The 24986-nt window shown below is 73.3% G+C and carries 23 protein-coding genes and 1 pseudogene; 12 read left to right on the top strand and 12 right to left on the bottom strand.

What is annotated here, in order from left to right; genetic code table 11:
• Positions 1-22: 22 nt before the first annotated feature.
• The 3 genes from BUS84_RS31795 to BUS84_RS31785 all read right to left on the bottom strand — a co-directional run bounded on the left by BUS84_RS31795 (position 23) and on the right by BUS84_RS31785 (position 1802).
• Positions 23-613 (bottom strand): DUF305 domain-containing protein, encoded by a 591-nt coding sequence (locus BUS84_RS31795; RefSeq protein WP_074318101.1) that lies wholly within the window; start codon positions 611-613, stop codon positions 23-25.
• A 62-nt stretch (positions 614-675) separates the two neighbouring features.
• Positions 676-1419, bottom strand: coding sequence for a lytic polysaccharide monooxygenase (locus BUS84_RS31790; protein WP_074318100.1), 744 nt, complete (start codon positions 1417-1419; stop codon positions 676-678).
• A gap of 107 nt (positions 1420-1526) precedes the next feature.
• A complete protein-coding gene (locus tag BUS84_RS31785; protein WP_074318099.1) occupies positions 1527-1802 on the bottom strand; it encodes an isoamylase early set domain-containing protein in 276 nt (91 codons plus the stop codon).
• Positions 1803-1957: 155 nt separating this feature from the next.
• On the opposite strand from BUS84_RS31785, the gene BUS84_RS31780 reads away from it, so the two are divergent.
• The 5 genes and pseudogenes from BUS84_RS31780 (at position 1958) to BUS84_RS31760 (ending at position 5634) form a co-directional block, all read left to right on the top strand.
• Positions 1958-2218 (top strand): Prokaryotic metallothionein, encoded by a 261-nt coding sequence (locus BUS84_RS31780; protein WP_074318098.1) that lies wholly within the window; start codon positions 1958-1960, stop codon positions 2216-2218.
• A gap of 180 nt (positions 2219-2398) precedes the next feature.
• Entirely contained in the window at positions 2399-3343 is a 945-nt protein-coding gene (locus BUS84_RS31775; protein ID WP_084757661.1) for a DMT family transporter, read from the top strand.
• Positions 3344-3404: 61 nt separating this feature from the next.
• Positions 3405-3860, top strand: coding sequence for a GNAT family N-acetyltransferase (locus tag BUS84_RS31770; protein ID WP_074318097.1), 456 nt, complete (start codon positions 3405-3407; stop codon positions 3858-3860).
• Between the two features lie 118 nt (positions 3861-3978).
• Positions 3979-5052, top strand: a pseudogene (locus tag BUS84_RS31765) (lytic polysaccharide monooxygenase auxiliary activity family 9 protein).
• A gap of 93 nt (positions 5053-5145) precedes the next feature.
• Positions 5146-5634 carry a GNAT family N-acetyltransferase gene (locus BUS84_RS31760; RefSeq protein ID WP_074318096.1) on the top strand — a complete coding sequence of 163 codons (489 nt, stop codon included), beginning with the start codon at positions 5146-5148 and terminating at the stop codon, positions 5632-5634.
• A 15-nt stretch (positions 5635-5649) separates the two neighbouring features.
• Here the strand turns inward: BUS84_RS31760 and hemQ are convergent, their stop codons facing one another.
• Genes hemQ through hemE form a run of 3 tightly spaced genes read right to left on the bottom strand, consistent with a single transcriptional unit; the run spans position 5650 to position 8912 of the window.
• Complete coding sequence (gene hemQ, locus BUS84_RS31755) at positions 5650-6351, bottom strand: hydrogen peroxide-dependent heme synthase (protein ID WP_074318095.1); 702 nt, start codon at positions 6349-6351, stop codon at positions 5650-5652.
• The gene (gene hemG, locus BUS84_RS31750; RefSeq protein ID WP_074318094.1) at positions 6348-7808 is read right to left on the bottom strand and encodes a protoporphyrinogen oxidase; all 1461 of its coding nucleotides are present in this window, start codon (positions 7806-7808) and stop codon (positions 6348-6350) included. Before hemG ends, hemQ begins: the two co-directional genes overlap by 4 nt.
• A gap of 6 nt (positions 7809-7814) precedes the next feature.
• Positions 7815-8912, bottom strand: coding sequence for a uroporphyrinogen decarboxylase (gene hemE / locus BUS84_RS31745; RefSeq protein ID WP_074318093.1), 1098 nt, complete (start codon positions 8910-8912; stop codon positions 7815-7817).
• 231 nt (positions 8913-9143) lie between these two features.
• Between hemE and BUS84_RS31740 the strand changes: the two genes are divergently transcribed.
• From BUS84_RS31740 to BUS84_RS31720, 5 genes are all read left to right on the top strand, one after another.
• On the top strand, positions 9144-9716 hold the full coding sequence (locus tag BUS84_RS31740; protein ID WP_074318092.1) for a DUF3000 domain-containing protein: 573 nt from the start codon (positions 9144-9146) through the stop codon (positions 9714-9716).
• Between the two features lie 556 nt (positions 9717-10272).
• On the top strand, positions 10273-11610 hold the full coding sequence (locus BUS84_RS31735; RefSeq protein ID WP_074318091.1) for a ribonuclease D: 1338 nt from the start codon (positions 10273-10275) through the stop codon (positions 11608-11610).
• A gap of 175 nt (positions 11611-11785) precedes the next feature.
• Positions 11786-13006 carry a thiolase family protein gene (locus BUS84_RS31730; protein WP_074318090.1) on the top strand — a complete coding sequence of 407 codons (1221 nt, stop codon included), beginning with the start codon at positions 11786-11788 and terminating at the stop codon, positions 13004-13006.
• Entirely contained in the window at positions 13003-15072 is a 2070-nt protein-coding gene (locus BUS84_RS31725) for a 3-hydroxyacyl-CoA dehydrogenase NAD-binding domain-containing protein (protein WP_074318089.1), read from the top strand. Before BUS84_RS31730 ends, BUS84_RS31725 begins: the two co-directional genes overlap by 4 nt.
• Positions 15073-15241: 169 nt before the next feature.
• Positions 15242-16045: a hypothetical protein gene (locus BUS84_RS31720; RefSeq protein WP_074318088.1), complete on the top strand. Its 804-nt coding sequence runs from the start codon at positions 15242-15244 to the stop codon at positions 16043-16045.
• A 67-nt stretch (positions 16046-16112) separates the two neighbouring features.
• Here BUS84_RS31720 and BUS84_RS31715 read toward each other — a convergent pair whose 3' ends face one another.
• From BUS84_RS31715 to BUS84_RS31700, 4 genes are all read right to left on the bottom strand, one after another.
• Positions 16113-16532 (bottom strand): VOC family protein, encoded by a 420-nt coding sequence (locus BUS84_RS31715; RefSeq protein ID WP_074318087.1) that lies wholly within the window; start codon positions 16530-16532, stop codon positions 16113-16115.
• A complete protein-coding gene (locus BUS84_RS31710; protein ID WP_074318086.1) occupies positions 16529-16936 on the bottom strand; it encodes a VOC family protein in 408 nt (135 codons plus the stop codon). Before BUS84_RS31710 ends, BUS84_RS31715 begins: the two co-directional genes overlap by 4 nt.
• Before the next feature lie 175 nt (positions 16937-17111).
• Positions 17112-18293, bottom strand: coding sequence for a sensor histidine kinase (locus tag BUS84_RS31705; protein WP_074318085.1), 1182 nt, complete (start codon positions 18291-18293; stop codon positions 17112-17114).
• A gap of 114 nt (positions 18294-18407) precedes the next feature.
• Positions 18408-19076 (bottom strand): response regulator transcription factor, encoded by a 669-nt coding sequence (locus tag BUS84_RS31700; protein WP_074319250.1) that lies wholly within the window; start codon positions 19074-19076, stop codon positions 18408-18410.
• Positions 19077-19215: 139 nt separating this feature from the next.
• On the opposite strand from BUS84_RS31700, the gene BUS84_RS31695 reads away from it, so the two are divergent.
• The gene (locus tag BUS84_RS31695; RefSeq protein WP_084757660.1) at positions 19216-20406 is read left to right on the top strand and encodes a peptidase C39 family protein; all 1191 of its coding nucleotides are present in this window, start codon (positions 19216-19218) and stop codon (positions 20404-20406) included.
• Here the strand turns inward: BUS84_RS31695 and BUS84_RS31690 are convergent, their stop codons facing one another.
• Positions 20407-21696 carry an outer membrane protein assembly factor BamB family protein gene (locus tag BUS84_RS31690; RefSeq protein ID WP_074318083.1) on the bottom strand — a complete coding sequence of 430 codons (1290 nt, stop codon included), beginning with the start codon at positions 21694-21696 and terminating at the stop codon, positions 20407-20409.
• Complete coding sequence (locus tag BUS84_RS31685; protein WP_074318082.1) at positions 21693-22970, bottom strand: outer membrane protein assembly factor BamB family protein; 1278 nt, start codon at positions 22968-22970, stop codon at positions 21693-21695. Before BUS84_RS31685 ends, BUS84_RS31690 begins: the two co-directional genes overlap by 4 nt.
• A 145-nt stretch (positions 22971-23115) precedes the next feature.
• Between BUS84_RS31685 and BUS84_RS31680 the strand changes: the two genes are divergently transcribed.
• The gene (locus BUS84_RS31680) at positions 23116-24975 is read left to right on the top strand and encodes a DUF6311 domain-containing protein (RefSeq protein WP_208869771.1); all 1860 of its coding nucleotides are present in this window, start codon (positions 23116-23118) and stop codon (positions 24973-24975) included.
• The last annotated feature ends 11 nt before the right edge of the window (positions 24976-24986 follow it).

Below are 24986 nucleotides of genomic sequence, written 5' to 3'. Positions count from 1 at the left end.
GCGCGCCAGCGGCGTACCCCGATCACCGCCGCGCGGCCGGCGGCCCGGTCAGCAGCTCGACCTCGGCGGTCCGGGACCGCTCGATCCGCCGGGCCAGGTCACGGACGTGCTCGCTGCGGCCGACGTCGACCTGGGCTCGGGCCAGGTCCGCCGCCGCCCGCTGGTGGTCGGCGAGCACCTCGCGCAGCACCCGGTCGACGTCGGCGTCCGACGCGGCCCGTAGCCGGTCGAGCGCGGCGTCGTCCCCGTGCCCGGCGTGGTGGTGCCCGCCCGCGCTGGCACCTGGCCCTGCCGTGGGCAACCAGCCGCGCATGGCGGCCAGCTCGTCCGCCTCGGTCGCCTCGATGGCGGCGGCCAGGGTGCGCAGCGCGCCGTCGCGCACCCGGTCCCGGGCAAGCCGGACGATCTCCAGGGTGCGTTCGCTGTGCCCGACCATCGTGCTCAGGAAGACCATGTCGATGCCGCTCAGCGCGTCCCCGGCCGCCGCCGACCCGGCCGGGGACGCGGGAGCGGGTTGGGGCACGGCCGACGGGGTCGACGAGGGCTGCCCGGCGCAGGCGGCGGTGAGCAGCAGCACGGCGAGCAGGGGCGCCAGCAAGGTTCGGCGAGGCATGCCGGGTGCTCCGATCACGCGAAGGCGGCGACACGGGTGCGACCAGGGCCGCACCCGTGCGGTCAGACCTGACTCCAGAGCGCCGGAACGTTCGGCGGCTCCCACCCGGGGATCGCGGTGTGCGCCTGCCGGCAGCGGTACGTCGACCCGCCGTAGGTGACCTGGTCGCCGACCTGGTACGCCCGGCCGGCCGCCCAGGTGCCGCCCGGCGCGGGCGGCGGGGTCGGCGTGGCCGTGGGGGTGGGCCGTGGGGTCGGGGTCGGGGTCGGGGTCGGGCTGGGACCCGGGCCGCCACCGCCGCCGATCTGCACGTCGATGCAGGAGTAGAAGGCGTTCGCGGTGTCGGCGATGTTCCACACCGCGAGAACCTTCTGCCGGCCGGAGAAGCCGCCGAGGTTGACATTGTGCGAGACGGTGGCGCCCGGCTGCTGGCCGTTGCCGTTGACCGACGCGACCCGGGTGTTGCCGATCCAGTACTCCCAGTTGCTGGTCGCGTGCCGGGCGGTGTTCACCCAGGTGAAGGTCAGCGAGCTGCCGACCGACGTGGCCGGCCAGCCCCGGCTGTCGTCGTTGAGAACGGCGAAGTGGGCGATTCCGGCGTTGCAGCTGCGCAGGCCCTTGGGCCCCTCGACGCTCTGCGGCTCGTACTTGATCTGCCCGCAGTCGGGCACCCGGCCCTGGGCGCAGAGCGCCTGCCGGCTCGGTGGGGCGGACACGTAGCCGTGCGCCTGGGCGGGCGCGGCGACGGTGAGGGTGGCGGCGACGGCGCCCGCCGCCACCAGGGGAACGGTGATTCTTCGACGCATCGGGGCACTCCTTCTCCAGGTCCGGTGGGTGCCCCTCAACGTAATTTAAACTTTGTTAACAGTAAAGACCCTCGTCAATAAATACATCGATGATGACGAGTTTTCTGTCAGAGCCGGAGCAGGCCGCCACGGTCGTCGACCTGGTCCGCCGATTCGTCGTCCAGCCAGACCCCGCCGCTGGCGAGGTAGCGGAACCGGTACTCCCCCGGCCCGAGCCGCACGGTCACCGTCCGGGTGCCGTCGCGCCGGGCCACCAGCTCGTGCCGGCCGGGCTCCCAACCGTTGAAGCAGCCGACCACGCTCACGGGGCCGGGCGGGGCGTCCCGGGGCAGGCAGAAGGTCACCCGGGTCTGGTTGCCGAAGAGTTTGTTGCGCTTGATCACTGCGACCCCTCCCGGTGTTGCGGCGGTTCACTCGATCTAACGGACGACACGCCGGAGCCGACACGCCGCTCGGGCCGCCCGGGTAGCGGCATTCCGCCCGCTACAACCGGAAACCGGGGCATTCTGAATACACATGTTCTGATACGGGGGTTTCTGTGGCTACCTGCGAAGTCTGCGGCAACGACTACTGGATGGCGTTCGAGGTGCGTACGGTCAGCGGCGACGTGCACACCTTCGACTCGTTCGAGTGCGCGATCCACCGACTGGCACCAATCTGCGAGCACTGCGAGATCAAAATCGTCGGGCACGGCGTGGAGGTCAACGGCCGGTTCTTCTGCTGCGGGCACTGCGCCCGCGCGGTCGAGGGCGCCGAGGGCGCCGAGATCCGCGACGCCGTCGGGGCGCGTCCCACCTGATCACGCCCCCTGCGGTACGGTCGTCCGATGCGGCCGTTCCTGGGCGTCCTGCCCCCACCGCGCTCCTGACCGGAGCGCCGCGCCTCTCGCCGAGCGGTCACTGACCCGACTCGGCCACCTCGCCGTACGCGCTCCGTCGACGTCGTCCCCGTCAACGGCTCACCCTTTCGGAGCGCATCCGTGTCCACCTCCCGTACCGCGCCGCCGGCCGCCCCGGCCTCGGCCGTCACCCAGGCCCGCACCGGCCTGATCCAGATCACCGTCACCGGAGTGCTGTGGGGCACCACCGGCGTGGCGGTGCAACTGTTGCGCGAGAGCACCGGGCTCAGCCCGGTGAGCATCGGCTTCCACCGCCTGGCCATCGCCGCGCTCGTCCTGCTGGCGTGCACCGCCGGCCGGCTTGGCGCCCTCCTGGCCGCTCTGCGCGCGGCGCCGGTGCCGCTGCTGCTCACCGGCGTCGGCCTCGGGCTCTACCAGGCGCTCTACTTCGCCGCCGTGGCGCTGGCCGGAGTCGGCGTGGCCACCGTGGTCAGCCTCGGCCTGGCTCCGGTGCTCGCCGCGGCCTGGGAATCGGCGCGGGCCCGCCGGGTCCCCGGCCCGCTGCGGCTCGGCACTCTTGCCGCCGCCGTGGCCGGCCTCGCCCTGATCACCGGCGCCACCGCGCAGCCCACCACGGCGGCGCCCGCCCCGCTGCTCGGCCTGCTCGCGGCGGCCGGGTCCGGCCTCGGCTACGCCGTGACCACCCTGATCAGCCGACAGGTGTCGCAGCGCACCGCGCCGATGACGCTGACCACCATCTCCACCGTGATCGGTGCGCTGACACTGGCCCCGCTGGCGCTGGTCGCCGGGGTCGGCCTACCGGTGCGCGTCGACACCGTGGCGCTGCTGCTGCACCTGGGCGTGGTCACCACCGCGGTGGCGTACGCGCTGTTCTACGCCGGACTGCGCACCACCCCGGGCAGCGTCGCCGCCGTGCTGACCCTGCTCGAAGCACTCACCGCGGCCACGCTGGCCGTGGCGTTGCTGCACGAGCCGCTCCCACTGCCGGTGATCGTCGGCGGCGCGCTGCTGCTCACCGCCGTGGCCGCCACCTACCTCGCCCCCACCCGGGCGGACGCGCCGTGACGCCGTCCGGTCGGGCCGGACGCCCCGAGCCCGGCCCGACCGGACGGCCTAGGATCGGTGGGTGCCCCAGCAGACCATCGAGGTCCGGACGGCGTCCTTCGCCGACCTGAACGCCCACACCTTCCACGACCTGCTCAAGCTGCGCATCGACGTGTTCGTGGTGGAACAGCACTGCCCGTACCCCGAACTCGACGGACGGGACGTGGAACCGGGCACCCGGCACCTCTGGCTGACCGACGGCGGCGCGCCGCTGGCGTACCTGCGGATCCTGGCCGACCCGGACGGCGCCGCCCGGATCGGTCGGGTGGTGGTGGCCCCCGCCGCGCGCGGCGGCGGGCACGCCGGCCGGCTGATGACCGCGGCACTGGAGGTGGTGGGCAACCGACCCTGCGTGCTGGAGGCCCAGTCGCACCTGGTCCCCTTCTACACCCGGCACGGCTTCGCGGTCAGCGGCCCCGAGTACGTCGAGGACGGCATCCCGCACACCCCGATGCGCCGCGATGCCATTGACGTCTGACGATCAGCCTGACATCGTGCCGGGTAGAGCCATCGCGGGAGCCTGCGAGTAGGCACGGGAGCGGGCATCTCCCGGCAGTCCGGGTGTCGTCGTCCGACCTCATCCCCCCGGAGGCTCCATGTCCACTCTCGTCCGATCACCACGCGTGCTCTGGCCGCTCGCCATCGCGGCGGCCGCCACGCTCCTGCTCACCACCGCGCTGACCACCGCGCTGGTCCGGCCCGCCTCGGCGCACGGCTCGGTCGTCGACCCGGCCTCGCGCAACTACGGCTGCTGGCAACGCTGGGGCAGCGACTTCCAGAATCCCCGGATGGCCACCGAGGACCCGATGTGCTGGCAGGCCTGGTAGGCCGACCCGAACGCCATGTGGAACTGGAACGGCCTGTTCCGCGAGGGCGTGGCCGGCAACCACCAGGGCGCCATCCCCGACGGCCAGCTGTGCAGCGGCGGGCGTACCCAGAGCGGCCGCTACAACGCCCTGGACACCGTCGGCGCCTGGAAGACCACCGCGGTGTCGAGCAACTTCCGGGTCCGCTTCTTCGACCAGGCCAGCCACGGCGCCGACTACATTCGGGTGTACGTGTCCCGGCAGGGCTTCAACCCGCTCACCGAGACGCTGGGCTGGGACGACCTGGTGCTGTCCGGCCAGATCGGCAACACCCCGGCGTCGCAGTGGAAGCAGGAGACCGGCGGCGTCTCCATCGAGATCCCGGTGAACGCGTCGGGTCGCACGGGCCGGCACATCGTCTACACCATCTGGCAGGCCAGCCACCTGGACCAGTCGTAATACCTGTGCAGTGACGTCGACTTCTCCGGTGGAACGGGTACTCCGCCCCCCACCACGCCACCGCGGACCACGCCCCCGCCGACCACCCCGCCGCCGCCGGCCGGGGCCTGCACGGCGACGTACGCGGTCACCGGCCAGTGGGCCGGCGGCTTCCAGGCCGAGGTGCGGGTGACCGCCGGCGGATCGCCCACCCGGGGCTGGTCGGTGAGCTGGAACTACGCCAACGGCCAGCAGGTCGGCTCCGCGTGGAACGCCACCGTTGCCAGCAACGGCACGCTGGTCACCGCGCGCAACGTCAGCCACAACGGCAGCCTCGCCGCCGGAGCGAGCACCACGTTCGGCTTCCTCGGCTCGTGGACCGGCAGCAACCAGGTTCCACTGGTCTCCTGCACGGCGACCAGTTGATCCCCGGCCGGTGCCGCACCCGGACGGGGGTGCGGCGCCGGCCGGCGGGGAAATCCGGTGGTGCGCCCCGCCGGTCACCGGCATCATCCCGACATGATCGAGATGACCGTGCTCACCCCCGACGACTGGCCCACCTGGCGCGAACTGCGGCTCGCCGCCCTCACCGAGGCACCGGCGGCGTTCGGCTCCCGGCTGGCCGACTGGCAGGGCGATGGCGACCGCGAGCAGCGTTGGCGCGACCGGCTGAGCATCCCCGGCTCGCACAACGTGGTGGCCACCCTGGACGGGCGGCCGGTCGGGATGGCCAGCGGCGTACCCACGCCGGACCCGCTCGTCATGGAGCTGATCTCCATGTGGGTGCACCCCGAGGCGCGCGGCCAGAAGGTCGGCCGCCTGCTGGTGGACACGGTGGCGCACTGGGCCCGCGAGAACGGCGCCGACCGGCTGCGCCTCACCGTCATGCCGGACAACGCGGCGGCGAAGGCGCTCTACCGGCGTGCCGGCTTCAGCCTCACCGACGAACTCGGCGATCTCCTGCCCGACGGCGTACGCCGCGAGCAGATCATGCTCCGCCCGCTCTGACCCGCGCCGCGGGGATCAGAGCAGGCAGTTGACGATCTCGGCGATCGAGCGGCGGCGACCGGTGTAGAAGGGAACCTCCTCGCGCACGTGCCGGCGGGCGCCGGAGGCGCGCAGGTCACGCATCAGGTCGACGATGCGGTGCAGCTCGTCGGCCTCGAAGGCGAGCATCCACTCGTAGTCGCCGAGGGCGAACGAGGCCACGGTGTTGGCCCGCACGTCCGGGTAGCCACGGGCCAGCCGGCCGTGCTCGGCCAGCATTTCGCGCCGCTCGGCGTCGGGCAGCAGGTACCACTCGTAGGAGCGGACGAACGGGTAGACGCAGATGTAGGGGCGGGCCTCCTCACCGGCCAGGAACGCCGGGATGTGGCTCTTGTTGAACTCCGCCGGCCGGTGCAGCGCCATCTGCGACCAGACCGGGGTCATCGCCCGCCCCAGCGTGGTGCGGCGGAACCGCAGGTACGCGTCCTGGAGCGCGTCACTGGAGGCGGAGTGCCACCAGATCATCACGTCCGCGTCGGCGCGCAGCCCGGAGACGTCGTACACGCCCCGGATCACCACGTCCTTGCCGGCCAGCTCCTCGAAGAGGGACTCGACCTCACCGGTGACGTTGTCCCGCAGCGACGGCAGCGGGGCGCTGGCCCGGAACACCGACCACATGGTGTAGCGGATGCTGGCGTTCAGCTCCCGCATCCGGGCCGCGTTCGTCTGCTCGGTCATCTCGCCGATCCTCCCAGTGCTGTGATGATCTCGTCGGCCGCCGTCTCGCCGGAGCGGACGCAGACCGGAATGCCGACGCCGTCGTAGCCGGCGCCGGCGAGGACCAGGGTGGGGTGCGCGGCCCGCAACGCCGTCCGCGCGGCGCCGACCCGGTCGGCGTGCCCCGGGGTGTACTGGGGCAGGGCCCCTCCCCATCGCTGCACGTGCCCGTCGATCGGGGCGGGCAGCGGCGCCCCGAGCACCGCCGACAGCTCCCGGTGCACGGTGGCCGCCAGGTCCGCGTCCGGGCGTTGGAGGTGCGCCTCCTCGCCGTACCGGCCCACCGAGGCGCGGACCAGCGCCAGCCCGTCCGGCCGGCGCAGGTGCCCCCACTTGGTGGTGAAGAAGGTGGACGCCTTGATCAGCAGCCCCTCGGTGCTCGGCACCAGGAAGCCGGACAGCTCGGGCAGCTCGGGCTGCGGCAGCGCCAGGGTGACCAACGCGACGCTTGCGTAGTCCAGCTCACCGACGCTTGCGGCGGCCGCCGGGGCCGGGCCGGCGAGCAGTCGGGCCGCCGGGCGGGCCGGTACCGCCAGCACCACGGCGTCCACGTCGACCTTCGACGACTCCAGCTCGGCGCGTCTGCCGCCGCGCCGCGACCCGGATCCGTCGTCCGGGGCCCGGGGCGGGCCGACCGTGAGCCGCCAACCCGTGGCGGTCGGGGTCAGTTCGCGGACGGCGGCATCCCGCCGTACCGTCGCGCCGCTGGCCGTCACTGCCGCCTCGACCAGGGTGCTGAGTCCACCGGCCAGGGTGCCGAAGACCGGGGCGCCGGGCGCGCGCGGCGCGGCGGCCTGCGCCGCCCGGACCGCGCCGGTCAGGGTGTGCTCCACCCGGGCCGCGCGGGCCAGCGCCGGCATGGTGGTGACCAGGGAGAGGTCGTCGGCGCGGCCGGCGTACACGCCGCCGAGCATCGGGTCGACCAGCCGCTCGACCACCTCGTCACCGAAGCGGGACCGGACCAGCGCACCGACCGAGACGTCCGCGTCGGGCCCGATCAGCGGCCGGCCGCCGTCGGTGTCGGCGTCCACGGTCGGGCGGGCGACCGTGGTCACCCGGTCCAGATCCCCGGGTACGCCCACCAGGGTGCCGCCCGGGATGGGGCGCAGCCCTCCGTCGATGACCAACGCGGCCTGCCCGACCGTGGGGTGCACGATCTGATCGGCCAGCCCGAGCCGGCGGGCCAACGCCACGGCCGCGGACTCGGCCCCCGTCGGGTCGCGCATCAGGAACGACTCGGCGCCGAACTCCACCGGCTGGCCGGCCAGTTCCCCGGTGCGCAACTTGCCGCCCAGCGCGCCGGACTGCTCGTACACCGTGATCTCGGTGCCGGCCGGAGCGCGGTCGCGCAACCGGACCGCAGCGGCCAGCCCGGCGATCCCGCCGCCGACCACCGCCACCCGCCAGGGCTGCCGCATCGCGTGTCAGCCCTGGTCGGCCCGGCGGCTGGAGAGCTCATGCACCAGCGCGACCACCCGGGTCAGCACGTCGGGGTCGGTCTCCGGCAGCACCCCGTGCCCGAGGTTGAACACGTGCCTGGGGGCGGCCCTGCCCTGGTCCACGATCCGGCGCACCTCGGCCTCCACCACCGGCCAGGGCGCGAGCAGCACGGACGGGTCCAGGTTGCCCTGCACCGCCTTGTCCGGGCCGATCCGGCCGGTGGCGACGTCCAGCGGAGTGCGCCAGTCGACGCCGACCACGTCCGCGCCGGCCTCGCCCATCGCGCCGAGCAGCTCGGCGGTGCCCACCCCGAAGTGGATCCGCGGGACCCCGGCGTCGGCCAGCCCGCTCAGCACGGCGGCCGAGTGCGGCAGCACGTAGCGGCGGTAGTCGGCTTCGGAGAGCGCGCCGGCCCACGAGTCAAACAGCTGCACGGCGGACACGCCTGCCTCGATCTGCACCCGCAGGAAGGCCAGCGTCACCTCGGCCAGTCGGCCGCAGAGCGCGTGCCACAGCTCCGGGTCGCCGTACATCAGCGCCTTGGTCTTCGCGTGGGTCCGCGACGGGCCCCCCTCGACCAGGTAGCTGGCCAGGGTGAACGGCGCGCCGGCGAAACCGATCAGCGGGGTGTCGCCCAACTCGATCACCAGCTGCCGGACCGCCTCGTCCACGTACGGGACGTCGTCGCGGGTGATCAGGCGGATCCGCTCCACATCGGCGGCGGTGCGGATCGGCTCGGCGACCACCGGGCCGGTGCCCGGCACGATGTCCAGATCGACCCCGGCCGCGGCCACCGGCACCACGATGTCGCTGAAGAGGATCGCCGCGTCCACTCCGTGCCGGCGCACGGGCTGGAGTGTGATCTCGGTGACCAGCTCCGGGCGACGGCAGGACTCCAGCATCGGCACGCTCGCCCGGATCTCCCGGTACTCCGGCAGTGAGCGGCCCGCCTGGCGCATGAACCAGACCGGCGTGTGCGGGCCGGGCCGGCGCCGGCATGCTCGAATGAAGGGCGAGTCGGCCGGCCCTCCGGGGCGCTGTTCTCCGTCTCGGGCGGCAGTGCCCGTGGTGTCCGTGCTCATCGCCGCAATCGTGCCACGGCACCCACCCCCTCCCCGCCGGGGGTGAAAGGAAGGACACGTTCTCAACGCCTCCGGTAGAGCAGGGGCCCCCTGCTAACACCCGAGCGGTGGGCCGGACCGGCCCGGACGGCGGGCGGGGACAGCCCAGCACCAGCGCCCGGGAACCGCCGTCGGATCGGGTGTCGGCGCGCCGTCGAAGCCGGGGAGCCGACGGCGGCATAGGCTGCCGGCATGGCCCCCCCGATCGCGCTCCCGGAGACCTTCGCCCGCGCGGTCGCCGGGCTGCGGTCGGCGGCGCCCCGGCCGGAGATCACGCTGGAGGAGGTCGGCGCCCCCCAGCGGCTGGCCCCGTACGCGTTCGCGCTCTCCGCGACGGTGCTGCGCGACGGTGACGAGGTGGCCACCGGCCGGCTGATCCTGCTGCACGACCCGGTCGGGCACGAGGCGTGGCAGGGCACCCTGCGGCTGGTCACCTACGTGACCGCCGAGCTGGAGGTCGACCTGGCCGCCGACCCGCTGCTGCCCGGGGTCGGCTGGACCTGGTTGACCGACGCGCTGGACGCCCACGACGCCGGCCACCGGGCCATCGGGGGGACGGTCACCCAGACCATGTCGACCCGGTTCGGCGACCTGGCCGGCCCACCGACCGCCGGCGACATCGAGATCCGCGCCTCCTGGACCCCGGTCGACGACGACCTGGCCCCGCACCTGCTTGGCTGGTGCGCGCTGCTCGCCTCCACGGCAGGCCTGCCCCCACCCGGGGTGACCGCCCTGTCCGACCGCCGCCCCGCTGGCGCCGCCTGACCCGCCGGGCCCCGCCCCGCGGTGTCGATCATGGAGTTATGGTGGGCGGAATCTTCCCCGCTGCGGCCTTTGAGAGGCACCACAACTCTATGATCGACGAGAAGCGGGGCGTTCAGAGCTCCTCGCAGACCTTGTCCAGGCCCTTCATCGCCCCGTCGTAGGCGCTCTTGTTGCTGGCCGCCGCCGCGCCGAGCGTGGTGGTCAGCTGTCCAGGCAGCTCGCGATGACCTGCTTCTGCCGGGCCTGCTCGTCGCGGTCGTTACGACGTGCGACGTGCCGCCGGTCGGCGCGGGCCAGGCCGACCCGGCGCCGGGGTGCGGCTCGATGCGCGGCGGCAGCGGCCCCGGCCGGTCGGCAGCCGACCCGCCCTGCCCGCGTCGTCAGGCTCGACGCCCGCCGGTCGCCCGTCCCCCGAACCGAAGGCAGCCGTCAGCCTGCGCGAACGGCCGGGTCTCCCCCGATGTCCGGCATCCGAAACGACACCTTGCGGACACCTGACCGACACACGCCGGACCGGCTGCACCCGCCGGATCACCGCGCGCACTAGGGTTGGCAGGTGACCGACGAACCACCCCTGCGCCGTCGGCCCACCGAAGAACTCCAGGGAAACGCACCCCAGCACCCGCCGTCGGCCCAGCCGCAGCCGGCGGGCGACGGGGTCGACCCGACCGACGGTGGGCCCGTTCCGCTGACCGCCCCGCGTGACGGCACCCCTGATCCGGTGGCCACTCCGGCCGGGCTCGCTGAGGTCGTGGCCCGTTTCGCCGCGGGCACCGGCCCGGTCGCCCTGGACGCCGAGCGGGCGTCCGGCTACCGCTACAGCCAACGCGCCTACCTGGTGCAGCTCCGGCGGGCCGGTGCCGGCACAGCGCTGATCGACCCGTTGCCGCTGCCCGACCTCAGCACGCTGGACGCCGTGATCGGCGAGGCCGAGTGGGTGCTCCACGCGGCCAGCCAGGATCTGCCCTGCCTGGCCGAGGTGGGGCTGCGCCCGCGTCGGCTGTTCGACACCGAACTGGCCGCTCGGCTGGCGGGGTTCGAGCGCGTCGGCCTGGCCGCGCTGACCGAGCAGTTACTCGGTTTCACCCTCGAGAAGCACCACTCGGCTGCCGACTGGTCGAGCCGGCCACTGCCCGAGTCGTGGCTCACCTACGCCGCCCTGGACGTGGAGCTGCTCACCGACCTGCGCGACGCGCTGGACGCCGAGTTGGCCCGTCAGGGCAAGTCGGCCTGGGCCGCGGAGGAGTTCGCCGCACTGGTCCGGACCGGGGCCCGCCCGCCCCGGGTCCGCGCCGAGCCCTGGCGGCGTACCTCCGGCATCCACCGGGTGCGCGGGGCGCGGGCGCAGGCCCGGGTCCGCTCGATGTGGTACGCCCGGGACCAGATCGCGGCCCGGCGGGACGCCGCGCCCGGCCGGGTGCTGCCCGACTCGGCGATCATCGCCGCCGCCGAGTTGGACCCGAAGGACGAGAAGACCCTACTGACGCTGCCCGGCTTCGGCGGCCGGTCGGTCCGCCGGCTGGCCCGCACCTGGCTGGCCGCGCTCGACGACGCCCGCCAGCTGCCGGATGACGCGCTGCCGGTCACTCCGGCGGTGGAGGGCCCGCCCCCGCCGCACCGGTGGGCCGAGCGGGACCCGGTGGCGGCCGGTCGGCTGGCTCGCTGCCGGGATGTGGTGGTCCGCATCGCCAGCAAGCACAACCTGCCCCCGGAGAATCTGATCACCCCGGATTCGGTACGCCGGCTGGCCTGGACCCCGCCCGAGGAGATCACCGAGGACGCCGTGGCGGAGACCCTGCGGGGCTTCAACGCCCGCGAGTGGCAGATCGCCCTCCTCACCCCGCACCTGACGCCAGCCCTGAACCCGGACCCTCCCGCCCCCGCCCTCCCCTGACCCACCCAAGGGTTGATCATAAAGTTGTCGCCCTGCGGACCGGCGAGTCGCGACAACAACTTCATGATCAACCCAGCGGGGTGTGGGGTGGGCCACAGTGGGGGATGGGGACGGGGTTGGTTACTGACGAGTAGCATCCGGGGGAACGTGCCCGTGTGCCGGCTAGGAGGCTCAAGTGCCCCGTGAAGTTCGGGATGTCGTCTTCGTCGACGGCGTCCGTACCCCGTTCGGCAAGGCGGGTGGCATGTACGCCAACACCCGCGCCGACGACCTGGTGATCCGTTGCATCCGTGAACTGCTGCGCCGCAACCCGCAGCTGCCGCCGGAGCGGGTCGAGGAGGTCGCCATCGCGGCCACCACCCAGATCGGTGACCAGGGCCTCACCATCGGGCGGACCGCCGCCCTGCTGGCCGGTCTGCCCAAGACCGTTCCCGGCTTCGCCATCGACCGCATGTGCGCCGGCGCGATGACCGCGGTGACCACCGTTGCCGGTGGCATCGCCATGGGCGCGTACGACATCGCCATCGCCGGCGGCGTCGAGCACATGGGCCGCCACCCGATGGGTGAGGGCGTCGACCCCAACCCGCGCATCATCGCGGAGAAGCTGGTCGACCCGTCCGCGCTGGTCATGGGCGCCACCGCGGAGAACCTGCACGACCTGGTCCCGCACATCACCAAGGCGCGCACCGACGCGTTCGCGCTCGCCTCGCAGCAGAAGACCGCCAAGGCGTACGCCAACGGCAAGCTCCAGGACGACCTGGTGCCGGTTGCCATCCGCGACGCCGAGGGCGGCTGGGGCCTGGCCACCGTGGACGAGGCGCCGCGGGACACCTCGCTGGAGAAGCTCGCCACCCTGAAGACCCCGTTCCGCCCGCACGGCAAGGTCACCGCGGGCAACGCCGCCGGCCTGAACGACGGCGCCACCGCGAGCCTGCTGGCCGACGAGGCCACGGCCCGCGAGCTGGGGCTGCCGGTCGCCATGCGGCTGGTGTCGTTCGGTTTCGTCGGCGTCGAGCCGGAGGTGATGGGCGTCGGCCCGATCCCGTCGACGGAGAAGGCGCTGCGCATCGCCGGGCTCAGCATCGGCGACATCGGCCTGTTCGAGCTGAACGAGGCCTTCGCCGTGCAGGTCCTCGCCTTCCTCGACCACTTCGGCATCGCCGACGACGACGCGCGGGTCAACCCGTGGGGCGGTGCGATCGCGATCGGTCACCCGCTGGCCTCCTCCGGCGTGCGTCTGATGACCCAACTGGCCCGCCAGTTCGCCGAGCACCCCGAGGTCCGCTACGGCCTCACCGCCATGTGCATCGGCATCGGCATGGGCGGCACCGTGATCTGGGAGAACCCGCACTGGACGGGGTCCAGCAAGCCGGCTCAGGGGGAGGGCAACAAGTGAGCGCGCTCGCCGCACCGAACGAGGTCGTCACGAAGGCGCTGCTGCGCCAGGTGAACGTGCCGGGGCTGGATCGACCCGCCGCCCTGATCACGCTGGACAACGGCTTCGACCACACCAAGCCGAACACCTTCGGCCCGGCCGGGCTGACCAGCCTGGACGAGGCGATCACCGCCGCACTCGCCGCCGATCCGGCGTTCATCGCGGTCACCGGTAAGCCGTACATCTTCTGCGTGGGCGCGGACATCGTCGGCCTGCCGCAGCTCGCCGACCGTGCGCAGGCGCTGGAGATCGGCCGGCTCGGCCACCGGGTCTTCGCCCGGCTCAAGGACAGCACCGTGCCCACGTTCGCGTTCGTCAACGGCGCCGCGATGGGTGGCGGCCTGGAGCTGGCGCTGCACTGCCACTACCGGACGCTCTCCGGCGGCGCCGCAGCGCTGGCGCTGCCCGAGGTCTCCCTCGGTCTGGTCCCCGGGTGGGGTGGCACCCAGCTGCTGCCGAACCTGATCGGCATCCCCGCCGCCACCCAGGTGATCATCCAGAACCCGCTGATGCAGAACAAGATGCTCAAGCCGAAGCAGGCCGCCGAGCTGGGCATCGCGGATGTGCTGCTGGAGCCGGCCGACTTCCTGGAGCGGTCCCTGGAGTGGGCCGCCGGCGTGGTGCGGGGCCAGGTCAGCGTGACCCGGCCCGAGGTCGACAAGGACATGTGGGCGGGCGTGCTGTACTTCGCCCGGGAGACGCTGAACCAGCGGCTGCACGGCGCGGTCCCGGCCGCGTACAAGGCTCTGGACCTGCTGGAGACGGCGAAGGACGGCGACTTCGCCGCCGGCACCGCCGCCGAGGACGAGGCCCTCGCGGACCTGGTCTTCTCCGAGGAGCTGCGCAGCGGCCTGTACGCCTTCGACCTGGTGCAGCGGCGGGCCAAGCGGCCGGCCGGCGCACCGGACAAGGGCCTGGCCCGCCCGGTCACCAAGGTCGGCATCGTCGGCGCCGGCCTGATGGCCAGTCAGCTGGCGCTGCTGTTCGCCCGCCGTCTCCAGGTGCCGGTCGTGATGACCGACCTGGACCAGTCCCGGGTGGACAAGGGCGTCGGCTACGTGCACACCCAGATCGAGAAGGCCGTCACCAAGGGCCGGATGGACAAGGGCACCGCCGCCAAGCTGTACGGCCTGGTCAGCGGCACGGTCGACAAGAGCGCCTTCGCCGACGCCGACTTCGTCATCGAGGCGGTCTTCGAGGACCTGGGCGTCAAGAAGCAGGTCTGGGCCGAGCTGGAGAAGATCGTCTCCCCGGAGGCGGTGCTCGCCACCAACACCAGCTCGCTCTCCATCACCGAGATGGCCGCGGAGCTGGAGCACCCGGAGCGGGTGGTCGGCTTCCACTTCTTCAACCCGGTGGCCGTGCTGCCGCTGCTGGAGATCGTCCGGGGTGAGCGGACCGACGACGCGACGCTGGCCACCGCGTTCGCGGTGGGCAAGCAGCTGAAGAAGTCCTCGGTGCTGGTGAAGGACGCGCCGGCGTTCGTGGTGAACCGGCTGCTCACCCGCTTCCTGGGCACCGTCTTCGCCGCCGTCGACGCCGGCACCCCGCTGGAGGTGGCGAACAGCGCGCTGGACCCGCTGGGCCTGCCGATGCGCCCGCTCGCCCTGCTCCAGCTGGTCGGGCCGGCCGTCGCGTACCACGTGGGGGGCACCCTGCACACGGCGTACCCGGACCGGTTCGGCGTCAGCGAGAACCTCAAGCGGATCGCCGACTCCGGCCAGCCCATCGTGGTCGACGAGAAGGTCAACGAGGAGGTCGCCAAGCTGCTCGTGGTCGGTGACCAGCCGCTGACCGCCGAGCAGGTACGGCAGAACGCGCTCGACGCGCTCGCGCAGGAGATCCGGCTGATGCTGGACGAGGGCGTGGTCGCCGAGGCGCAGGACATCGACCTGTGCATGATCCTCGGTGCCGGCTGGCCGTTCCACCTGGGCGGCGTCACGCCGTACCTGGACCGGACCGGCACCAGCGAGCGCGTCACCGGCCAGCGGTTCCTGCCCCGCGGGGCGGCGAGCCTGCCCGCCTGACCGGTCGCAGCACCACCGTCGCGGTGGTCGGACCGTCCTCGTGGACGGGCCCGGCCACCGCGATCGTTTCTGGCCCGCCGGACAGCGGGGGAGCTGCGGCAGGGGTAACGCGAGGGTCCGTCGCCGGGTTAAGATCACCCGCTTTGCCATCCGATCTTGGAGCTGACTGATGTCCCAGCCGCCGGCCACCCCCTACGGCCCGCCGCACAACTCCCCTCCCCCGCCGCAGCAGCCGGGTGACTGGTCGCCGCAGCAGCCGGGCTTCCCGCCCGCACAGCAGGGCTTCCCGCCCGCCCAGCAGGGCTTCCCGCCCGCCCAGCAGGGCTTCCCGCCCGCGCAGCCGGGCCAGCCGTACGGTGACCCGAGCCTGGCCGGCGGCCCGCCGCCGGCGAAGAAGTCGAAGGTCGGCAAGATCGTGCTGATCGTGCTGGCCGTGGTGCTGGTGCTCTGCCTCGGTGGAGCGGCGATCACCTGGTTCGCGGTCAAGGACGAGGTGGGTGAGGTCGTCGACGCCACCAACACGCGGGTGGTCGCGCCGACCACCCTCGCCGGCCGGCCGAAGATCGACGACCCGGAGTTGCAGAAGCTCTCCGACGATCTGGTCGCCGAGATGAAGTCGACGGTGCAGAACGAGACCAGCGCCGTCGGCGCCTTCTACGGTGACCCGGCCAAGCAGGACCTGGTCATGATCGCCGGCACGTCCGGCCTGATGGCGGACCCGAAGAAGGAGCTGGACACCGCGGTGACCGGGCTCTCCACCGAGCTCGGGGTGGCCACCATGGCAGCCGTCGAGCCCGGTCCACTCGGTGGCGAGGCGCGCTGCGGCGACGGCAAGGCCGACGGTGTGCCGCTGGGCGTCTGCGTCTGGGCCGACAAGGGCAGCGTGGGTCTGGTGGTGATGTTCTTCAAGTCCGGCGCGGAGGCGACGAGCGAGTTGGCCACCATCCGGGGCCAGGTCGAGCAGCGCTCCTGAGCCGTACGGACCGACCGGGGCCCCGGCCACCCGAGGGTGGCCGGGGCCTCGTGCCGTACGCCGGCGGTCAGGCCGGTTCGCCGTCCTCCGCGGCGGCCCGCGCCGCGGCTGCCGCCGCCCGCTCCGCCACGTTGCCGAGCACGCAGAACTCGTTGCCCTCCGGGTCGGCGAGCACCACCCAGCCCCCGCCGGTCGGCCCGATCTGGTCGGCGACGTGCACCGCGCCGATGCCGAGCAGCCGCTCGACCTCCTCGGCGCGGGTCCGGTCGGTGGGCTGGAGGTCCAGGTGCAGCCGGTTCTTCACCGCCTTGCCCTCGGGTACGGCGATGAAGAGCACCTCCGGCCCGCCCGGCGGCAGGAGCATCGCCTCGGGGTCGCCGGGGAAGTCGTCGGGCTGCCTGGGGCAGTCGAAGACCTGCGACCAGAAGCCGGCCAGCGCGTACGTGTCGTGACAGTCGATGCTGATGTTGTGGATCTTCGAACTCACGGTTGGTCCTCCACAGTGGTGACAGGGACACGCTCTCCGGCGCTGCGTACCACGCAGAACTCGTTCCCCTCCGGGTCGGCGAGCACCGCCCAGCCCGTACCGTCGGCGTGCCGCCGGTCGGCGACCAGAGTGGCCCCGAGGCCGAGCACCCGCTCGATCTCCTCATCCCTGGTCCGTTCCACCGGTTCCAGGCAGATGTGCAGCCGGTTCTTGGTCACCTTGTCCTCCGGCACCGCCTGGAAGAACAGGTTCGGGGTCGCCTCGCCCGGTGGCAGCAGCGCCGCCTCCGGATCACCCGGGACGTCGTCGGGGTGCCGGGCGTACCCGAGCACCGACGACCAGAACCCGGCCAGGGCGTACGTGTCATGACAGTCGAAACTGATGTTGCGGATCCGTGGATACACGGGTGTTCCCTCCGTGCTGGATGGGGACGCTCCGCCTCCGGGGGTCAGCCGAGGAAGACCCGGGGCGCGGAGTCGGTGATACTGGACATCGACGCACCCCCTTTCGATCACGAGCTGACGACGTGATCTTGCCATCGGGTGAGCGCCGCCCGCAACCCCGTTCGCGGCGGACGGGTCAGCCGACGGTGGGCGCCGGGCCGGTCACCGCCGGAGCGTCCGCCGACGGCAGGGTGACCGTCACCTCCAGGCCCCCGCCGGGCTGCGCGATCACCCGCACCGTGCCGCCGTGGGCATCGCAGACCGCCCGGACGATGGACAGCCCCAGGCCCGAGCCACGGGCCCCGGTGCGTTCCCGGCCGCCGCGCCGGAACGGCTCGAACAGCCCCGGCACGTCGGCCTGGTCCACCTCGAAACCGGTGTTGCCCACCACCAGCCAGGAGCGTTCGCGGTCGGTGCCGGTGCGCACCCAGAGCCGCCCGTGCAGGTGGTTGTAGCGAACCGCGTTCTCGATCAGGTTGCCGGCCAGCCGGTCGAGCAGCCCCGGGTCGCCGACCACCGGCGCGGACTCCAGCGAGGTTTGCACCCGCAGGCCGATCCGCTCCACCTCGCGGCGCATCGCCGACAGTGCGTTGGCCGTGCCGGTGGCAAGGTCACACTCGGTGCGGCGGCCGAGCCGCCGCCCCGCCTGCGCCTCGCTACGGGCCAGCACCAGCAGCGCGTCGACCAGGCCGTTGGCCCGCTCCGAGGCGTCCCGGACCACCGTCGCCATCCGGCGGTACTCGGCGGCGTCCGCATCGTCGTCGCTGAGCGTCACGTCGATCTCGGTCCGCATCACGGCGAGCGGAGTACGCAGCTCGTGCGAGGCATTGGCCACGAAACGCTTCTGCGCCTCGAACGCGGACGCGATCCGGTCCAGCATGGCGTCGAAGGTCTTGGCCAGCTCGGCCACCTCGTCGTCGGCGCCCGAGTAGCCGATCCGCTGGTCCAGGGTGGCCTCGCCGAGCCGCTGCGCGGTCGCGGTGACCTGGTGCAGCGGACGCAGAGCCCGGCCCGCCACCGCGTACGCGCCGGCCACCCCGACCACGCTGATCGCCAGCAGCGCGACCAGCCCCTTGGCCAGCAACTCCCCGGAGGCGGCGTCGACCAACTGGCGCTGCCACTGAGCGGCGTCGAGCACCCGGCCGTCGGACAGCACCACGGTCGTGCCCGGCAGCAGCTCGTCGGTGGGTCGCAACGCGTCGCGAACCAGCAGCCAGGCCAGCAGCACCAGGATCGCTCCCGCGCCGATCAGCAGCACACCGTTGAGCACGGTCAACCGCAACCGCAGGGTGGGCCGCAGACGGCCCCGACCGGTCACAGCACGACCTCGCCCGGCGACTGCGGGGCTCGCAAACCCGGCTCACTCCTCGCGCTCACAGCACGACCTCGGTTCGCGACTGCGAGGCTCGCAAACCCGGCTCACTCCTCGCGCTCACTGGACCACCTCGGCGGTACGGTAACCCGCGCCGACCACCGTCTCGATCAGCGGTGGATCACCGAGCTTCCTGCGCAGCGTCATCACGGTGACCCGGACGATCGTGGTGAACGGGTCCGTGTTGGCGTCCCAGACCCGTTCCAGCAGCTCCTCGCTGGAGACCACCGCGCCGCGCGCCTTGAGCAGCTCGCTGAGCACCCCGAACTCCTTGTTCGTCAGGTCGACCGGCACGCCGGCCCTCGTGGCGACCCGGCGGGCCGGATCGAGCACCAGATCGGCCAGTTCGAGCACCGGCGGCGCGGCCGGGGTGGCCCGCCGGCCCAGCGCCTGCACCCGGGCGACCAGCTCGTCGAAGGCGAACGGTTTGGGCAGGTAGTCGTCGGCGCCGAGCTGCAACCCCTCCACCCGGTCGGCGACCGTGCCACTCGCGGTCAGCATCAGCACCCGGGTCAGCGCGCCGGAGGCGGCCAGGTCGGCGCAGATCTGGTCGCCGTGCACGCCGGGCAGGTCGCGGTCCAGCACGACCACGTCGTACCGGGTGACGAACGCCGCCTCGTGGCCGGCGTCGCCGTCGTAGGCCACGTCGACCGCCATCCCCCGCTTGCGCAACCCGCGCGCGATCGCGTCGGCGAGGTTGCGCTCGTCCTCCACCACCAGTACCCGCATCCCGGCCTCCTCGCTGCTGACCACCGACAACCTAGTGCCGGCCGGCAACCCATCGTCCCTCGCCGCCCGCGCCGGCCGGCGTTGCGGACCATCCCGGCGTACGCGATGCTTCCGGCACCGAGCAACGGACGGACCTGTCATGACCATCGCCGCACCACCCGCCCTGCGGGACATCGCCTACCGGGGCTTCCACCTGCCAACGGACCGGACGGCCGGCATCGACGACGGCCTGCGCGCCGACGACCGGGGGCTGACCCCGGCCGGCGCGGACGCGTCGGTGGCCCGGGGCAGCTGGACGTCATCGCCGGTGCGGGTCGGTTTCCCGGTCGCCGAGGTGGTGCCGTCCTGGACCGCCGACACCCCGGACGGCTGCTGGATCGAGGTCGAGCTGCGCGGCTGGCACGGAGACGGGCCCAGCACCGGTTGGTACCTGCTGGCCCGCTGGGCGGCCGGCGACCACGCGGTGCGGCGCACCTCGGTGCCCGGTCAGCGCGACGGCGACGCCCGGGTGGACACCGACACCCTGATCGTGACCGGGGCGGCGGTCACCGGCTGGCAGGCCCGGGTGACCCTGTGCCGGCCGCCGGGCAGCCCGGCCGGCCCGGTGCTGCGCAGCATCGGCGCGGTCGCCACCGGCCACACGGCGACCGACCCGGGGGGCGCGGCGGACGGACCGCCCGCTGCCGGCCCCGTGCCGGAGCTGCCGACCGACGCCGGCCGCGGGAGGGTGCTGGAGGTGCCCCGCTACTCGCAGCGGCTGCACACCGGCCAGCATCCGCAGTGGGGTGGTGGCGGCGACTCCTGGTGCAGCCCCACCTGCACATCGATGGTGCTCGCCTACTGGGGCGCCGAGCCGGCGCCGGAACGCTACGCCTGGGTGGAGCCGCCCGGCCCGCGCCCGGTGGTGGTGCACGCCGCCCGACACTGCTACGACCACGGGTTCGCCGGGGCGGGCAACTGGCCGTTCAACACCGCGTACGCCGGGCTGCACGGGGTGGACGCGTTCGTCACCCGGCTGCGGTCGCTCGCCGAGGCGGAGGCGTTCATCGCCGCCGGCATCCCGTTGATCGTCTCCGCCGCGTTCCGAGCCGACGAGGTGCCGGGGCTGGCGTACGACACCAGGGGCCACCTGATGGTGCTGGTCGGCTTCACCGCCGACGGTGACCCGGTGCTCAACGACCCGTACGCACCCGACGACGACGCGGTGCGCCGTACCGTGCCCCGGCAGCGGTTCGAGGTGGCCTGGCAGCGGGGCAGCGGTGGGATGGCGTACGTGCTGCGGCCGGCGTCGGTGCCGCTGCCCCCGCCGCCCGCCCAGGCCAACTGGTGATCAGTCGGGTAGCTGCCACAGCCCATACGAGCCGTCGACCCGGCGGCACAGCAGGCGACCCGGGCTAGCCTGGCACTCCCCGTTCGCGTCCGACAGCACGTCCAGCGTCCGCACCGTGCCGGCACGGACATTCAGCTCGGCGACGAGCAGCCCGCCACCGGGATACCGGCGTAGCCCGATCATCGGACCCCCGGGATCGGACCCGGCCAGCTCCCAACGGCCCAGCTCGGCCAGCACGCGACCGGTCGGCGGATCGAGCACGACCAGTTGCTCCGCCCCGGGGCCGGCGCTGCTCAACGTGGTGGCCATCAGCCGGCCGTCGAACGGCCAGACCCACCCCCAACGCTCGCTGCTCCAGAGCTCCCGGCCGGTCGCGGGGTCGACCGCCCGCAGCCCGTTGGAACGGGTCTGCAGACACAGGACGGGGCCGCAGTCCGACACGAAATCGATCCGGTCGGCTGTGCTGCTCCAGCGCCGGTCCAGCCGGTCCAGCCCGTACGCGGTGACCGCGACCGGTGCCTCGCCGACGATCAGAAGCAGGTCGTTCACCACCTGCACGGACCCGAACGGCCCGCCGCCGGGTGGGCGCAGGTCGGCGCGGGCCAGCACCGCACCAGTGGTCGCGTCACGTACCTCGACCGGCCCGTCCACCTGGTTGACGACCACCCGCTCCACCCCGCGCCCGGTACCGCCGTAGATGGTGTAGTCGGAGGTGGTGGGTAGCTGCCAGCGCAAGGTGCCACAGCATGGATCAACCGCGCGTAGGCTGACCGGCTCGTTCTCGCCGCCGGACTGGAAAAGCAGGTTTCCGTCGGCCAGCTGGACGGGGCTGCCCGGCTGCTGCCACCGGTACGCCCCGGTCGCCCGGTCCAGCACCACGGTCAGCGTGCCCTGGCGGTCCGGGCCGATCTCGTGCCCGGTGACCAGCAGCATCCCGGCCGCCGACGCGACTCCCCAGTACCGGCCCTCCGCGGGCAACGGCACCTTCCAGACCGGCTCGCCGCCGGGCAGCCGGAAGGCGGCCAGCCGCCGCTGCGGCGTCTGGGGGGTGATCGGGTCGATGACCAGGAACAGGTCCCCCAGGTCCATTACATCGGCCCCGAGCATGGCCGGCAGCGTCACGACAGCCCGCCGGGGCGGCGGTGCGGCGGCGGCGGCCAGGGTGACCAGCACGAAGAGGAGGACCAGCGCGCAGCGCAGCGGCCGGCCGTTCGCGCGGGGCGGGCGGGGCAGCGGGGCGGGCTCCGGCTCGTGCCGCAGCTCGCCGAGGTCGATGAACGGGCCGGTCATCGTCCCAACCTCCACAGCGCGGTCCTGCCGTCGAGGCGGCGGCAGAGCAGGACCGGCGGGGTCGCCTGGCAACTGCCGACCACGCCCGGCAGCACGTCCAGGATCCGCGGCCGGCCGGCGGCCAGGTCCAGCTCGGCGACGACCAGCCGACCGTCGACACCGGGGCGTGCCCCGATCAGCGGATCGTCGCTCCGCAGCACCGGCACCAGGTCCCATCGGCCAAGATCGGTCCGTACCCGCCCGGTCGCCGCGTCCCGCACCGCGTACCGCTGGTCGGGCCCGAGCACCAGCAGCCGGTCGTGCCGGACGTCGGCCAGCGTGTCGTGGTCCGGATCCGACCAGCGCAGCACGCCGGTGGCCGGGTCGAGGACTTGGATCCCGCCGGTCTGCTGAACCAGGCAGAGCAGGTCATCGCAGCCGACCGCATACGCCACCAGCGGCACCTCGGCCGTCCACAGAGGATCCAGCCCCGGTAGGCCGTAGGCGACCACTCGGGTGCTGCCGGGCGAGACGAGCAGCAGCACGTCGTCCACGACCTCCACCCGCTGAAAAGTCGACCGGTCGCCGGGCAGCGTATCGACGCTGCGCACCAGCCGGCCGGTGCCGGCATCGTGCACCTGTACCACGCCGGTCGGCTGGACGATAACGAACTGGTCGACCCCGCCCGCGCCCCGGTGATAGCCGGGTTCCCCGGGCGGCGGAACGGGCACCGACCAGCCCACCCGGCCGGTGTCGGGCGCCACCCGGCTCACCGAGCCCGGACCGTCCGCCAGGCCGCTCATCAGCAACAGAACACCGTCGGTCGTCCACTCGGCGACGCCCGGCAGCTGCCAGCGCTGCTTCCCCGTGGCGGCGTCGAGGGCGGTGGTCTGAACAACTCCGACCGCGGCGCTGACACCGATCAGCAGCACCAGCCCCCGCTCGGCCCGGACGTCGAGGTAGTCGGCGATGCCGGTCAGCGGTGCCTGCCACCGGCGCCGCACGTCGCCGCCCGTCGGCGACGGCCGGGCGTACGCGGTCAGGTACCGGTCGCCGGAGGGTGTCGCGGGATCGACGACGAAGACGCCGTCCCCGGCGAGGTACGACTGGGCGCCCGACAGGGCCGGCACCACGGTCACCGTCCGCTGCGGGCCCGGTGTCGCACCGGCCAGCACGACCAGGACCAGCAGCAGCACCGCCGCGCAGCGCAGCGGGCGGCCGTGCGCGCGCTGCCGGCGGGTCGGCCGCACCGGCGCCACGTCCCCGACCTCGCCCAGTTCGATGATCGACGACACCGACCGTCCTTCCGTCCCCGGCGCCCGCCTGGCCCGCGCATCGGCAAACCGACCGTTGGCGTACCGGCCCGGCAAAAGCGACGCATCCTCGCCTGTACGATGGCGCGTCGTGGCCGTGCCGGTGGTAGACCCTTCACTGAATTCGATGACCGACGCCGACCCGGCCGAGGTCGAGCCGACACGACGCCCTCGACGCCGCCCGGCCCGCGCCGACCTGTTGGCCCTCGGAGCCTATGTGGTGCTGGGCGTGTTCGTCTGCCTCAACTACTGGGGGGACGTGCAGTCCCGGGTGTCCTCACACCTGCCCACCGATCACAGCTGGTTCGAGTGGCTGTTCGCGCATGGCGCGTACTCGCTTCGGCACCTGGAGAACCCGCTGTTCACGGCCCGGCAGAACGCCCCGGACGGGGTGAACATGATGGCCAACACCTCGCTGCTCGGGGTGACCCTGCCGCTGGCCCCGCTGACCATGCTGCTCGGCCCGCAGGTGATGTACGCGCTCTACCTGGGCGGGGCGTTGGCGGCCACCGCTGGCACCGGGTACTGGGTGCTCTCCCGCTACCTGCTGCGCTCGCGGGCGGCGGCCTTCGTCGGTGGCGCCTTCCTCGGCTTCGCGCCGGGGATCATCCACCACGCCAACGGCCAGCCCAATTTCGTGTCCAACTTCCTGCTGCCGCTGATCGTGGTGCGGGTGTTGAGGCTGGGCGAGCCGGGCCGGTGGCGGCGCAACGGGCTGGTGCTCGGGGTGCTGGTGGCGTACCAGATCTTCATCAACGAGGAGATGCTGCTGCTCACCGCGCTGGCCTGCCTGGTCGTCGTGGTGGCGTACGCCGTGCAGCGGCCGGCCGCGACGCGCGCCGCCGCGGGCCCGTTCCTGGCCGGGATGGGCGTCGCCGGGGCGCTGGCGCTGCTGCTCGCCGCGTACCCGATCTGGTTCCAGTTCAACGGTCCGCAGTCCTACCGCGGCCTCCAGGGCGGCGTCTTCCACAACTGGGGCGAGGACCTGGTCGCCTTCGTCACCTTCGCCCGGGACACCTGGGCCGGTGACCCGGCGGTGGAGCAGACGATCGGGCTGACCGAGCAGAACACCTGGTTCGGCTGGCCGCTGGTGCTGCTCTCGGTGGTGGCCCTGGTGCTGCTCGTGCGCCGGTCGCTGGCCGCCCGGATCGTCGCGGTGCTGATCGTGGTCTTCACCGTGGCCGCGATCGGGCCGGTGGTGCGCTTCAACGGCGTGGAGACCGACGTGCGCGGCCCGTGGTCGTACGTGCCGGACGACCTGCCGCTGGTCGAGATGATGATGCCGACCCGACTGACCCTGGTGGTGACCGCCGCGGTGGGCGTGCTGCTCGCGCTCACCTGGGACGCGGCGTCCCGCCAGGGCCGCCCGGTGGCCGACCGGGCCCGGGTGCCGGCACCGCGTGCCGGCGAGCCGGCCCTCGCGACCCCCGGCGACGCGCCCGCGCCTGTCTCGTCGCGCCGGCGGTGGTTGCGCCCGGTGGGGTACGCGGCGGTCGCCCTCGCCCTGCTGCCGCTCCTCCCCCGGCCGCTGCCGGCCCAGCCGGTGGACCCGCCGCCGCACTTCATCACCGCCGGCGGTTGGCGGCCGTACGTGCCGGCAGGCCGGACGCTGGTGCCGGTGCCGATCCCGAGCAATGTGCACGGTCTGCCGACGCTGCGCTGGAGCGCGTTGACCGGGCAGGAGTTCCCCGTCCCGGGCGGCTACTTCATCGGCCCGAACGAGGTGGGCGAGGGAGTCTTCGGCGCACCGAACCGGCCGACCAGCAGTCTCATCTACTCCACGATGGACGTTGGTGCGGTCCCCGCGCTCACCGACGAGAATCGCCGCCAGGCCGTAGAGGACCTGCGGTTCTGGCGGGCGTCGGTGGTGGTGCTCGGGGCGCATCCCCGCGAGGCGGTGCTGCGCGAGCTGGTCACCGCCCTGATCGGGCCGCCCCAGCGGGTCGACGACGTCTGGGTCTGGGACGTCCGCGCGCTGGTGGGCTAGCCAGCCGCCGG

The organism is Micromonospora cremea (assembly GCF_900143515.1).
In the GTDB taxonomy this organism is placed as follows: Bacteria; Actinomycetota; Actinomycetes; order Mycobacteriales; family Micromonosporaceae; genus Micromonospora; species Micromonospora cremea.
The sequence above is the reverse complement of the archived record's forward strand: the minus strand, read 5'-3'. Positions and strand labels throughout refer to the sequence as shown.

Bases quoted from the DNA above. Each gene is read 5' to 3' on its own strand.
- BUS84_RS31795 (WP_074318101.1), bottom strand. From the start codon at position 613: ATGCCTCGCCGAACCTTGCTGGCGCCCCTGCTCGCCGTGCTGCTGCTC.
- BUS84_RS31790 (WP_074318100.1), bottom strand. From the start codon at position 1,419: ATGCGTCGAAGAATCACCGTTCCCCTGGTGGCGGCGGGCGCCGTCGCC.
- BUS84_RS31760 (WP_074318096.1), top strand. From the start codon at position 5,146: ATGATCGAGATGACCGTGCTCACCCCCGACGACTGGCCCACCTGGCGC.
- hemQ (WP_074318095.1), bottom strand. From the start codon at position 6,351: ATGACCGAGCAGACGAACGCGGCCCGGATGCGGGAGCTGAACGCCAGC.
- hemG (WP_074318094.1), bottom strand. From the start codon at position 7,808: ATGCGGCAGCCCTGGCGGGTGGCGGTGGTCGGCGGCGGGATCGCCGGG.
- hemE (WP_074318093.1), bottom strand. From the start codon at position 8,912: ATGAGCACGGACACCACGGGCACTGCCGCCCGAGACGGAGAACAGCGC.
- BUS84_RS31740 (WP_074318092.1), top strand. From the start codon at position 9,144: ATGGCCCCCCCGATCGCGCTCCCGGAGACCTTCGCCCGCGCGGTCGCC.
- BUS84_RS31720 (WP_074318088.1), top strand. From the start codon at position 15,242: ATGTCCCAGCCGCCGGCCACCCCCTACGGCCCGCCGCACAACTCCCCT.
- BUS84_RS31700 (WP_074319250.1), bottom strand. From the start codon at position 19,076: ATGCGGGTACTGGTGGTGGAGGACGAGCGCAACCTCGCCGACGCGATC.
- BUS84_RS31695 (WP_084757660.1), top strand. From the start codon at position 19,216: ATGACCATCGCCGCACCACCCGCCCTGCGGGACATCGCCTACCGGGGC.
- BUS84_RS31690 (WP_074318083.1), bottom strand. From the start codon at position 21,696: ATGACCGGCCCGTTCATCGACCTCGGCGAGCTGCGGCACGAGCCGGAG.
- BUS84_RS31680 (WP_208869771.1), top strand. From the start codon at position 23,116: ATGACCGACGCCGACCCGGCCGAGGTCGAGCCGACACGACGCCCTCGA.